Here is a 14,058-nt window from a genome sequence, read left to right as displayed (position 1 = left end):
GGTTGGAAGGTTGAGTGAAAGATGTCAGCAGCCGTTTAAGAACCGGGGATTGATTCTAACAGGTTCTAAAAGTCTATAAAAAGCTTGTTTTCAGGTTTTCCATTTTCTTAGGTTATGTGCGATGGATAATAAGCCGATTTCGACCTCGGCCTTGGACATCCCTTTCAGCAGGAATCGTCTGAAGCCATGGTTATGCTTTAATTGGGCGAATACCGGTTCCACATCGGCCGGCCTTCGTTTCCTGAGGTTGATACCCTGTTCTGTATTCAACCGTTCTTTGGCTGCCTGTTTATGTTGTCTTAGGCTGTGGTTGATCTCAACGACCCGGTTACCCTGTGTAGTATGGCAAACACCACGCATCGGGCAACCTTCACAGTTCTGGGCACGGTAACGGCTGATCAGTTGTACAAAACCAGATGAAGTGACTCGCTGACCGTTACCGATATGCGCCATCCATTGACCTATCGGACAAACAAGGTAATTCTCCGCTTCGTTATAATGCAGGCTGTCGTTACTGAACGCTTTGATACCGTCCTTTTGTTCCTTATCGAACGTATTGTATTTGATGTAAGCCTCAATGCCTTTTCGCGCTAACACACCGTAGTTCTCATCCGATCCGTAGCCGGTGTCGGCAACAATGGCTTTGGGCAGGTCTTTATATAAGGCTTGGTATTGTTCAATATGGGAAGACAAGGTTTGGTAATCGGTTGAGGTTTGATGCAGGGTATAATTAAGGATGAATTGCTCCTGGGTGGATATCTGCAGGTTATAGGCCGGCTTAAGTTGTCCGTTCAGCATATGGTCTTCCTTCATCCGCATGAAGGTGGCATCCGGGTCGGTCTTTGACATGCTGTTACGGCCGGCTAATAACTTTTCCTGCTCGTCATACCGTGCCAGGCTCTCCGGCCAGTGCTTCTTTGCGTAGTTCAGCTTTTGCTTTACTTTTTTGTCTACGTCTTCTTTATCATCTAAGGCTGCATTGATCTTTGAGATGGTTTCCTTTACTTTCTCCGGGTTGATCTCACTATATTCCAAGGGCGCTGTATCTTTTAGTTCTTCGGCGGCAATGCTTTGCGCATAACCCCACAGTTCATCAAGCTGGGCTTTCATCTTATCTTTATTCGCCTTGATGTTTTTGCCCCATACGAAGGTGTACTTGTTCGCCGCTGATTCGATCTTGGTACCATCAGTAAAAACGGCTTCTTTCAAGGATACGATACCTTCCTGCTCGAGCAGCAACACGATTTGTGAGAAGATCTGCTTTAAGACGCCTGACAACTTCTCGCTGCGAAAACGGTTGATGGTGTTGTGGTCGGGCTTTTTCATCCCTAAAAGCCACATGAAGTGTACGTTCTGCGCGGCCTGTTCTTCCAGTTTGCGTGAGGAATAAGTATTGGTCAGATAGCCGTAAACCAGCAGCTTCAGCATCAGCCGGGGATGGAAACTTGACGCCCCGCTGCCTTTGTACTTCCGGTTGATCGGTTTGACATCTACCGTGTCCACGACCTGTTTAACGATACGGACCGGATGACCTGTCGGTACCAGTTCCTCCAGTTTGTACGGTAAAAACGTTAACTGGTCTGGATCATATTCCTTAAAGACTATCTTGCCTCCCATGTCTTTAAGATACAAAAATCTCCTTAAAACAATAAGAGGCTGCCCTTTTCAGACAGCCTCTTTTTTATGAAGTAAATATCCGTACATCCAGCACTATCGGGCTTTAACTTGCTGTTTGTTTAACTTAAGACTAAGTGACTTATCTGATTAAAATTTATGTAATCTTCCCCACCTTCCAGCTTTACATGTTGTATACTTATGTTTATTTTTAAAACTTTCTATTCTCTCCTAGTAAGTAAAGTAATATATAAGCTGCAACTCCGCGAACCTTTATATAAACAATATTGCTGATTCATTTGATGCTGTAGGACAAGAACTTTTTAACGTGATATTTGAAGAAGCTTTGATGAGCCCCTGACGATAGTGCCAAGTGGCAGCTTTATCTTTACAAAGGCTTATTTGTATTACTTAATAGAAGACTTCTACAGATCCCTTAAAAAAGTAAAGCCTCCTGATGGGCAGGAGGACTTTTACTAACCAATTATAAACCTAAATTATGAGAAGAATTTTTATTCGTTTTCTAATGGTGTAAAAATAACACTAAGTATTCATACTACCAAAAAGAATTTAACTTTTTTAATAAAATGTGTACTGTATTCATATTTTGATTTTGCTTATTGTTCACAAGAACACATCATCTACTTTAACCAATCCAAATGTCTGTTCGGTATTTAATCGACTTCCGGGTCAGTGTCGTGGACGGACGTTTTACTCCTGATTTCTGTAAAAGTTTAGTTGTCCCGTTCCGGCAAGAACCTAACCTATATTGCGCACGAGCACACTCGTGCACGTCTTCACCACAAGGTTCCAGTAGCTATAGTATACCATTTTATACTTATACAATAAGCCTATATTTCTGTAGAAATATAGGCTTATTGTATAGAGATGACTGTTGTAACTACTCTACTTTAAAATCAGCTTCTTTAACCTCTTGTGAGTTGCCACCTATAAATACCTTGAAAGCACCAGGTTCATAAGTGTACTTCATATTAATATCGTAAAACATTAAATCAGCCGGACTAATTGTAAAGCTAACCGTTTTTGATTCACCGGGCTTTAAAGTTACTTTTTGGAAGCCTTTCAGCTCTTTAAGTGGACGGGTTACAGAACCTACCATATCACGAATGTATAACTGTGCGGTTTCCTGTCCGGCTACATTACCTGTGTTGGTGATAGTAATACTTGCAGTAAGTTTATCATTAGCACCGTTTATGGTTGTTTTGTCCAGTTGAATAGCACTATAATTGAAAGTGGTATAACTTAACCCATAACCAAATGGATATAATGGTGTATTTGGAATGTCCAGATATTTAGAAGTATATTTTTGTTGCTCATCAATAGGACGGCCTGTGCTTTTCGCATTGTAGTAGATTGGAATCTGACCTACACTACGCGGAAAGGTCATGCTTAACTTTCCAGATGGATTGTATTTACCAAACAGAACATCGGTAATGGCTTCACCAGCTTTGGTACCAGCAAACCAAGTTTCCAAAATAGCATTTAGATTATTATTTTCCCATTGCAAAGTTAACGGTCTACCGTTCATTAATACCAGCACAACAGGCTTACCTGTAGCTTTTAGAGCTTTTAGCAATGCTTGTTGATTTTCCGGCAAGCTAATGTCGCTACGGCTGGCAGCTTCTCCCGACATGCCAAAAGGTTCACCTAAAAAGGCTACTACTACATTGGCGTTTTTAGCGGCTGCAACAGCTTCATCAATCAACTGCTGCGGTGTTTTGTTATCTAGCACAATCTGGGCATCATGCGGGTTCAGTTTGTTGATAATTTTCTGATCGTCAGTAATGTTGCACCCTTTGGCATAAACAAATTTATTGTTTAGATATTGTGCCTGTATTGCATCCCAGAAACTGGCAGCCTTTTTCCAGTCGCCTGCCCCACTCCAATTGCCAATTAAATCACGCTGATCCTTCACCAGCGGCCCAACAAAGGCAATGCTGGCGTCAGCTTTAAGTGGCAAAACATCATTTTCGTTTTTAAGCAACACCATGCTTTTTTCAGCTGCTTCTTTTGCTAGTTGTAACTTAGCAGCATTCATAATTTCTTTTTTTGCTCTCGATTCGCTTACGTAACGATATGGGTCGGTAAACAGGCCTAACTTATACTTAGCTTCCAGTACACGGCGGCAGGCTAAATCAACATAGCTCACATTAAGCTTTTTTTCATTCACTAGTTGTTTTAGCCTTTTCAGGAAAATCTCGCTCACCATATCCATATCGTTACCAGCTACTAGCGCTAGTTTAGCTACTTCCTCTTCATTACCTACTCCATGATTCATCAGTTCCATAATGGCGGTATAATCAGTAGCTACCATACCATCAAAGCCCCATTGTTTGCGCAATAAATCGGTTAAGAGCCACTGGTTAGCGGCGGCAGGTACACCATTAATTTCATTAAATGAACTCATCACTGTAGCAGCACCAGCATCGATAGCTGCTTTATATGGAGGCAGATAGTATTCAAACATTTTACGTTCGCTCATATCTACCACGTTGTAATCGCGTCCGGCCTCAACAGCGCCATACAAAGCAAAGTGCTTTACACAGGCCAGCACGGTGTTCTTGGCGGCCAAATCATTGCCCTGATAACCTTTTACCATGGCTCGTGCAATTTGCGAACCCAGCCAAGTATCTTCACCAGATCCTTCCGATACACGCCCCCATCGCGGATCGCGCGCAATATCAACCATAGGTGAAAACACCCAGTTCAAACCATCTGCCGTAGCTTCTTCGGCAGCTGTACGGGCCGTTTGTTCAATCAAAGGCATATCCCAACTGGATGATAAGCCCAGCGGTATAGGAAAAATAGTTTTATGTCCGTGAATAACATCATATCCAAAAAGTAAAGGAATTTTTAAACGGGTTTTATTTACAGCATATTGCTGTAATTTACGCACAGCTGTAGGTGTGTAGGTATTGAACACGCCGCCTACCATGCCTTGCTGTATCTTTTCTTCCACGCCTTCACTTAAAATAGGACCGGTTATATCAAATCCAATTGAGGGTAAATTCAACTGGCCTATTTTTTCATCCAAGGTCATTTTGCCCATTAGGTTGCTGATAAAGGCATCCATTTTAGGATCGGTTTTCTTCTGTGCTATAGCTGTAAAGCCAATAGCAGCTGTTAAACATGATGCTACAATAGTTTTACACAAGTTCATATATCGATGTTGTTGATTTATTAATATTTTACGTTTATTCTGTTACTATAACGAATATTGAAAGTCGAGCTTCTTAAGTCCGCGTTGCACTTCAGGGCAACTCATAAAAAGTTTCCAGAGCAAACCACTGCGGTAATTTTCAATCATCACTATAATCGGCCCCTGATCGATGGCCAGGTAAGATTTGGCATACCAGTTTTGTCCTTCATTAAAAGCATCCACAAAGCCGTACTCACCCCATATTTTATCACCTAAATCGTAGTAAAAATGACGTAATGCTTTCATGGAAAACTGAGGCGTATAAGGAAATGCCGATAACGCAGCTGTTGGCGCAATTACGCCTACATCATTAGTGGGCGAACTGGCCGTGTATCCATCTTTAATATCGCTTGCAGTTAGTCCCCAGCAGTTTTCGCCATAACCTTTAAAATGCTTAGGATTGTCTACACAGTAGGCATGATTTATTAAAGTATGATTGGTGTTTTGTTCCCAGTAATCAGCATAGCGATCTTTTAGCCCTTTAGGATTCAAGCCTAAAAATGAATATTGAGAAAAAAACAGTGGACCGCCATAATCAAACCCTAAAGGAAGCTTAAAACCATAAAACGTTTTGCCATTATTAAAAAAGTTGCTTTGTGCCCAACCACGATGATAAACATCAGCTGTAACCGGATACCGATCACCCGATGCAGCCAGTACATAGGTAATTAAACATTCATTAAAGCCATGAATAGGAAAATTCATAGCCCAGCCATTGTTGGGCGACCAATGCCAGTATAAGGCTTCTCTCCCCTCACGTGTAAACCAGCTCCATTCAATGTCATCCCACATCCAGTTTATTTTGTTACGCAGGTCAGTTTCCTTAGGAGTATTAGCTGAAAAATATTGACGGGCACACAACAACCCTTGGAATAAATAAGCGGTTTCCACTAGATCGGCCCCATCATCTTTACGACCAAAACGAATCACTTTACCTGTGGTGCCATCCAGCCAGTGCGGAAATGCGCCATGAAAGGCATCGGCTTTCCACAAGAAGTTTACTATTTTAAGCATACGATCAACCGCTTCATCATGGGTGATCCATTTTCGATTGGTGGCAGTTATAATACCCATAATACCAAAACCAGAACCACCTGTTGTAACTACATCGGTGCTGGTTTCAAAAGCATTGTTACTGCGCTCGCGAGCTAAACCACTTACCGGGTGACCATAATCCCAGAAGTAGCGGAATGTTTGTTTTTGTACTACATCGAGCAGAACACTATCTGATAGATTTTTGATAATGCCTACAGTTTTAATTTCTTGGGCTTTAGTAGGAGTTAAATTAGCTTTTTTTTGCCCAAAACCAATATTGCATATTGCGGTAAATAGTAGTAAATAAATAACAGTTAGCCTTTTCACTTTAACAAAACTTAGGTAAATGAAAAAAGCCGAAACCTGATAGCTAAATCGGGCTTCGGCTCTAAATACTTTATTAATTAATAGCCTGGGTTTTGTGTTAGTACACCACCACTTAAATCAATTTCGGTTTGCGGAATTGGCATCAACTCGCTTTTTCCGGTTACGAAACCTTTACTACCGAATACGGCTGCACCACGTCCCTGACGTATAACATCGAAGAAACGATCAAACTCCATTGCCAATTCATATCGGCGCTCATTCCAGATAGCAGTACGTAAAGCTGACTGGTCGGTAGTGGTTACCTTAGGTAGAATCGAGCTATTTGAACCACGTGCCCGGGCTCTTACCATTTCTAATGATGCCAGAGCTTGGGTAATATTTCCTAATTCATTTGCGGCTTCAGCATTCATCAATAATACTTCAGCATAACGTATAACCCGCACATTTTGTGCTTCACCTTCATTGCTTACAAATGCAGTAGTAAATGGCACGTAAGATTTCTGGTTATACATTGGGTTGGGATTTGAAGCCAGTACCACGTCACCTCCGGGAGTAGTTTCTCCGCGATATAGAATGGTAGCATCCCGGCGAGGGTCGCCGGTTGCAAATGCGTTAGACAAATCACTGGTTGGTACATTAAAGCCCCAGCCACCACCACTTTGTCGTGCACCCTGCACCTGCGAATACTGGCTGGTTGATGCATTGGCTATAGTAGATATAGTAGCACACTGAATTTCGAAAACAGATTCAGAGCTATTCTCATTAGCTATTCTGAATAACTGCTCAAAATTAGGAAATAATGAATATCCCATGCCCATTACTTGAGTAGTGTAGTTATATACATCAGTCCATTTTTTCAGGTACATAGCTACTTTGGCATGTAGAGCTAATGCAGCACCTTTGGTTGCCCGGCCTACATCATCAGATCCATAGCTGGTTGGTAGCACTGAAGCTGCATCGGTTAAATCCTGCTCAACAGCGGCATATACCTGAGCAGCAGTGCTACGAGATATATTGTACTGATCTGTACCAGTTGGCACATGCAAGCGCAACGGTACGCCACCAAATGCACGTACTAATCTAAAATAGCTGTAAGCTCTTACAAATTTAGCTTCTGCCAAATAGCGTGCTTTTAAACTTGCATCCATAGTAATGTTAGGCACATTATCCAATACCTGATTACAGAGATTGATTTCCACATACAAACCAGTCCAGAATCCAGTTAATTGTGTTTCAGTTGCAGTTTCTGTAAAGGTGTCATACAAATTCATGAATGTAGCATCACCTGCAGTACTGCCTTTTTCTGCATCATCAGATCCCATGCTTTCTACCGCAATGGCAGGAAATGCCACTTGGTTAAAAGAGCGTAAGTTAGCATAAATTGAATTTACAGCTTGTGCAGCATCAGTTGCACTGGTAAAAAATGTAGAACTGGTGGTTTGCGCCTGAACAGGAACATCCAGGAAACTTTTTTTACAGCTTTGCGCTGATATTAAGACTACAAGCGAAGCTGCAGTTATTGCTTTTCGATAAGTTTGAGTATTTTTCAACATAACTCAGATTGTTTTAAAGTTTAGAAGGTTACGTTTAAGCCCAAGTTATAAGTAGCATATAAAGGGTACACACCGTTATCAATACCTGCTGCTGTTGATGTTACACCACTAGAAGATACCGCGCTAGCTGTTCTACCGATTTCAGGGTTAAAGCCGGTATAACCAAATATGTTAACCGCATTTTGCGCATTAGCGTAAATTCTTAACCGTTGAATGTGTAGCTTACTTGTAACCGATGATGGCAAATTATAGCCTAATTGTAGATTTCTTAACCTTACATAACTGCCGCTTTCCACGTACCAGCTATTTGGGTAATAGTTGCTGCCGCCACCAATGTTTGCAGAAGGATAAGTATTAGAAGTACCTTCACCATGCCAGCGGTTCTTATAAAAATCAAGCGTGTAGTTTTCAGCACCGTAACGCAAACCTTTGTTAGCGTTATATACATCTACTTTAGCTACGCCTTGTATATCAACTGTTAGATCGAAGTTTTTGTAATTGAAAGTAGTGTTTAAACCAAATTGGTATTTAGGGTTTGGATTACCTAGTACAACACGGTCTTTACCATCAATTACACCATCACTATTAACATCCTGGTAGATAAAATCACCTGGACTCGCACTCTTTTGTGAAGATGATGCTATCTGCGCTGCATTTTGGAATATACCAGTTACTCTGTAACCGTAAAATACACTAATAGGCAACCCTACGGTTGTAATACTTGTAGTGTTGCCACCCGTAGCACCACTGCCTACATAAATGATGTTATTGCCGCTATAATTAGCTGTTACTTTATTATTGTTGATGCTAAAGTTACCGTTGATAGCATAGGAAAAATCTTTACCTGTATTGCCTTTCCAGCCAGCAGAGAATTCCCACCCACGGTTTCTAAAATCAGCTTGGTTAGTAATAATGGAACCGTTAGTTGTGCCTAATGATTTTAGAACGGGTACATCGAAGATACCCTTTTGGGTTACACGATTGTAGTAGTCAATTTCAAAGGTAAATCGGTTATTAAATAAACTACCTTCTAAACCTAAATCAGTACCTACACCTCTTTCCCAGTATAGAATAGGATTTGAAATAGTAGTAATGTTAGCACCAGAAGCAATTACACCGTTAGTTGTCCCGTAAACAGCAGTTAAATCGCCGGTACGAGATACGGTGTTAGTATAAATGTTAGCAGGAATAGCAGAGTTACCAATTTTACCCCAGCTACCACGAATTTTCAAATTATTGAATATGTTTTGATCTTTAAAGAAATCTTCATTAGAGATTACCCATCCGGCACCTATAGAAGGAAAAGCGCCCCAACGTTGATCGCTGCTGAATGCTGATGAACCATCGCGCCGTATAGATGCATTTAACAGATATTTATCTTTATAAGCATAATTTACACGACCAAAGTACGATGCTGATGTAGTAATAGTAGCATAATCTCTTACTGTAGTAGTTGATGCATCACCTGAATTGATGTAGTAAGTAGCTGTTGAATTAGGTGCATTTTGTACTGTAGCAATCGAATAATAATTATAGTAATGCTGAGCACTTTGACCCAACAATACCGTTAACCGATGATCTTTATTAAAAGTCTGGTTGTAAGTTAATGTGTTTTCCCAAATCCAGTTGCGGGACTGTGTTTTGGTTAAGGTTAAATCGCTAGTGGTGTTGAACTGGTTGGTTGTTGCAGCATATGCCGGAATGTAGTTGCGTACTTCATTCTGCCTAACATCAGCACCAAAACTGGTGCGGAAAGTTAAATGATCATTGAATTTCAGTTCACCAAACATATTGCCATTAAACCGGAAATCTTTAGTGCGCTGGTTGTAATTATCTAGCTGCGCCTGTGGGTTAGTAGGTGAATTACCAATAGGATAATTGGCAGGATCACCATATGTACCATCAGCATTATACACCGGTACTACAGGTGCTGCAGTATAAGCTTTGTAAATGATATCCGCAGGTACATCTTTAGAATTGCTGCCTTGAAGTATAGCATTGTATCCTACTTTTAAAAACTTATAAGCTTGTAAATCTTGCTGTAAACGTACAGTTACACGATCATAACTATTGGTTTTTACGTTACCTTGCTGGTTAAAATAACCAATAGACATGTTATAAGACGACTTATCGGTACTACCACTTAATGATACGTTATGGTTTGTAGTAAATGCTTTACGCAAAATTACATCAAACCAGTCTGTACCTTTACCCAAGCTTGCCGGATCAGCAAACGAAGTAGTGCCATTTAGTTCATTCACCAACTCGGCATATTGTGAAGCATTAGCCATCTTAACCATGTTGGTTACTTTCTGTACGCCTACATACCCGTTGTAATTAACTGTAGGTTTACCACCTTTGCCTTTCTTAGTCGTAATTAATACAACACCATTGGCAGCTCTAACACCATATATTGCTTCACTTGAGGCATCTTTCAGGATGCTCATGCTTTCAATATCATTAGAGTTCAAGAAGCTTATGTCATCAAACCACACCCCATCCACAACGTATAACGGGTTATTGTTGCCATATACAGTACCCTGGCCACGAATAGTAATTTGCGGAGAAGCACCTGGAGTGCCAGAGTTAGTGATTTGCACACCGGCAACTTTACCCTGTAAAGCACTTACCGGATTAGGATCAGGTTGCTTCGAAAGCTCTTCACCTCTTACTTGACTTACAGAACCTGTAACATCAATCTTCCTTTGGGTTCCGTAACCTACTACTACTACCTGTTGAAGCTCACTTGCTTTATTGGCCAGTTTTACATCTAAAGTAGTTCTGGCATTTACTGCTATTTGTTGTGCAGTATAACCAACAAAAGAAAAAGTTATGGTAGCACTTGATGGTACATTAATTGTGAATGCACCATTAACATCGGTTTGAGTACCTGTGGTTGTTCCTTGTACAGCAACTGTTACACCTGGTAAAAACTCACCAGTTGTTGCATCAGTTACTTTGCCTTTAACTGCAACATTTTGTGCAAAAGCTACAGTTGAAAACAACAGACACAGTAATACCAACCTCGAGATTGTGTAAATTCTCTTCATACGGTTTTAATTAGTTTTGGTATTAAATAAAATTGGTTTTGAGTGTACAAACTTGATGAGTAAAAACCACAACTCATCTATTTTTGTACTCTACATTACTACATCATGAATCTTAATACCTACTCAAACACATAATAAACAAAACCTAGTATGTTAATTTACAGGCATTTGAAAATAACAAATCCAAAGTGTGTACACTACACTCTGGATTTATAATTATGAAAGCTGGAAAATAGCTATGAGAGGTGATGATGTAGTATTATAGCTCAATTAAGAACTCTGATAAGTTTTTGTCATGTTGTAATTGGAGCTTTTTTCGTAGTCGATAACGTCTTATTTCTACCCCCCTTAGTGTAATATTTAACAAAGAGGCAATTTCTTTACTACTCATGTTCATGCGTAGGTAGGCACATAGCTTTAAATCATTTGGAACTAATTCTGGATGTTGAGATTTCAACTTTTTGAAGAAATTTTCATGGGCTTCATTAAAGCTGTTTTCAAAAATATTCCAATCCTGTTCATCGTTCATCCCTTCATCAATTACCTTCTGCAGTTTACGTAATTGTTCAGGAGATAAGGTTTTACCATTATCGTCTTTCAAATGAGTTATTTCATCACTTAGCTTTTGCAATAACTCATTTTTATAAACAATGTTCATTGCCGAATTAGAAAGCTCCCTGTTTTTGTTAGCTAAATCAGCCTGTAGCTGCTCATTTTTTAAACGAATAATTTTTTGCTCGTTCAAAGCCGCCTCTTTACGCAAAGCTTCTTCTTTTTCTAATATGAATTTCTGATGCAAGTACTCCTGATGCTTGATAAGCTTCTTTCTATATAAGAATCGAACAACATAATAAAGTGGAATAAGTAGCAGCAGGTATATAATAATGGCGATCCGGCTCGAATACCAAGGTGAGAGTACAACAATTTTGATGGACGTTTCATCTGATACGTTTTTTCCATCAACTTGAGCTTTAACTTTAAAGTAATATGTACCCGGGTTTAAATTAGTAAAGTCTTTTTGACTTTCGGTACTCCATTCTGACCATGTTTTAGAGTAGCCATCTAAGATATACCGGAACCTTATTTTTGATTGTTGATATAAGGGAAAGCTGTAGTAAATACGTACACTATTTTTATTAAACGGCAATTCAATCTCGCTAGTACCATTTTCAGAAAGTGTAACTACTTTATTGGTTGTATTTTGAACCTTGCGTATGAGAACCTTAGGTAACGCTGCATATTTTTGCTGATTGTCGCCCTGGTTGTTATATATCACAAAGCCATCATCAACGCTTATCAAATATAAGTAATCGTTAATGCGACTTATATTTTCATAATGCTGAACCATTTGCCCATTTAGCACACTAAACCGATTAGAGTCAATTTTAATTTTGCCGGCTATTGATAAATCAGCTAACGCAACATGCCCGTGGTTAATAAACCAATATTGGTTACTTGAAGCTTGAATTACTTTGTTTGATGTAGCAAATGTTCCCAGCATTTTATTCAGCTGGGTATATCGGTAAAACTTGTCGGTGATATGGTCGTAAGTGTAAAAGCCAGCTTCTGTTGAGTAAACAAGATCATTATTAAGTTTAAAAACATTTATGTTATAGCTGCTCGGAAGATTATAATGTTCATCATAATACTTGATAGATTCAGCTTTTGTTAAATCATGATTTAATTTGATTCGGTATACTCCTTTATAAGCATGGCTAACCCATAAATAGCCTTCGTTATCTTGCTCTACATAAATAGTGGGTTGAGTAAAACCACTTATTTGATGACTAAATATCCAATTGCCTGATGCATCTTTTTTATAGATTACTAAGCCGTTGTATGTACCTTGAATTAGTTGCGCACTGTTTGATTTTTTAATCGTCCATCCGCCACTAACTGAGGATAACGTTTTCAACGAGGTACCATTTACTTCATAAGTGCCATTATTATGACCGCACAACAAACGGCCATCAATAAGTGATAAATTCCAAACTTGCCCTTGTGAACCAGAAATAATATTAAAATCTAGAGCTTTAAACAAACCATTATTCTTATTCTTCCAATCACTGTAAAACAAGCCTTGATTGGTTCCTAAATAAATCTTGTCATTATAAATAATACTCGAATAAACAGTACCAAACTTTCCGGTTTTATCCTGATAAAAATATAAGGGTGAATTTAGCTCTATTCGGTCAATGCCATTATCTAAGGCTGCCCATAAGTTTTGATTATTATCGGTGTATAAACCTAATACCGTATTATTGTGCAACCCGCTTAACTTATTAACATGCTGAACAACGTTGCCTGCCGTATCAATGATAACAACACCGTTCAGTATAGTGCCATAAGCATAATACTTATTTTGAATATAGCTGCCATTATTTAATTGATAAGTTTTTAGAAAGCTATTTACCGGACTGGTAAATGGTACCACCGCTTGCCCGTTGTAAATGAACAGCCCATCTTTAGCAGTGCCTATTAAAAAATTACCTGATTGGTATGGTAATACTGACAATACAACACTGTTACTTAAAACATTGCTGCCAGGTATATAGCTAAGCTTATTACTCTTTAACTCGAATAGCCCTAAACCAACTTGTTCTACAAAAAAACGGTTACTTGCTTTAAGCAAAAATAAGTAAGACTGTGATGATTTGACAACCTCTATCCTACCCTTTTCATAAATGTATATGGAACTAAAGGTTTGGAACAGTACACGTTCTTTATCTACATATATTTTCCAAATTTCTTCATTTGGAAGATACTTAGCCGGAACTAAATTGATGAGCGAATGATACTTTAAAAAGCCTTGAGCATTGTTTTGCCAATATCCGAATTCACCAAATCCGCCTGCGTAGATCTTTCCCTTGCCATCTGCAGCTACTGACCTTACAATTAGCTGATTGGGCATGTGGTAAAGCTGCCAATACTGTCCATCGTAAGTAAGTAACCCATCTGAGTTACCAAAATACATTATACCATGTTCATCTTTGGTAACAGACCAGTTTTGATTACCAGCTTGGTATAACGCTTTAGTATAATTTTGAATGAACGGAACACCAACACTTTTAATATCGGTAGCGTTTACAATTGTAGGTAGAACTATAAAAAGCAGTAAGCCATAAAATAAATTAGCTATTTTTCTCATAGATATTTAGGCCGTGGTGTATTGAGTGTAACTACAAAATTACAATTTGCCTATCATATTGCCAGTATGCACAAACATACCAATCGGTAAGCGTTGATATATCAATTATTC

At 39.3% G+C, this 14,058-nt stretch carries 6 protein-coding genes; all 6 read right to left on the bottom strand.

Annotation, left to right across the window (positions count from 1 at the left end):
- Positions 1–90: 90 nt before the first annotated feature.
- The gene (locus HH214_RS18635) at positions 91–1,617 is read right to left on the bottom strand and encodes an IS1182 family transposase (protein WP_169610192.1); all 1,527 of its coding nucleotides are present in this window, start codon (positions 1,615–1,617) and stop codon (positions 91–93) included.
- An 898-nt stretch (positions 1,618–2,515) separates the two neighbouring features.
- Entirely contained in the window at positions 2,516–4,795 is a 2,280-nt protein-coding gene (gene bglX / locus HH214_RS18630) for a beta-glucosidase BglX (protein ID WP_169610190.1), read from the bottom strand.
- 45 nt (positions 4,796–4,840) lie between these two features.
- Entirely contained in the window at positions 4,841–6,196 is a 1,356-nt protein-coding gene (locus HH214_RS18625; protein ID WP_248282143.1) for a glucoamylase family protein, read from the bottom strand.
- 77 nt (positions 6,197–6,273) lie between these two features.
- The gene (locus HH214_RS18620) at positions 6,274–7,749 is read right to left on the bottom strand and encodes a RagB/SusD family nutrient uptake outer membrane protein (protein WP_169610188.1); all 1,476 of its coding nucleotides are present in this window, start codon (positions 7,747–7,749) and stop codon (positions 6,274–6,276) included.
- A 20-nt stretch (positions 7,750–7,769) separates the two neighbouring features.
- The gene (locus HH214_RS18615; protein ID WP_169610186.1) at positions 7,770–10,799 is read right to left on the bottom strand and encodes a SusC/RagA family TonB-linked outer membrane protein; all 3,030 of its coding nucleotides are present in this window, start codon (positions 10,797–10,799) and stop codon (positions 7,770–7,772) included.
- Positions 10,800–11,058: 259 nt separating this feature from the next.
- Positions 11,059–13,947, bottom strand: coding sequence for a ligand-binding sensor domain-containing protein (locus HH214_RS18610; RefSeq protein ID WP_169610185.1), 2,889 nt, complete (start codon positions 13,945–13,947; stop codon positions 11,059–11,061).
- Positions 13,948–14,058: the final 111 nt, after the last annotated feature.

This window comes from Mucilaginibacter robiniae, from assembly GCF_012849215.1.
Classification (GTDB): domain Bacteria; phylum Bacteroidota; class Bacteroidia; order Sphingobacteriales; family Sphingobacteriaceae; genus Mucilaginibacter; species Mucilaginibacter robiniae.
Note: the sequence above shows the minus strand (reverse complement) of the source record. Positions and strands in the feature narration are given on the sequence as shown.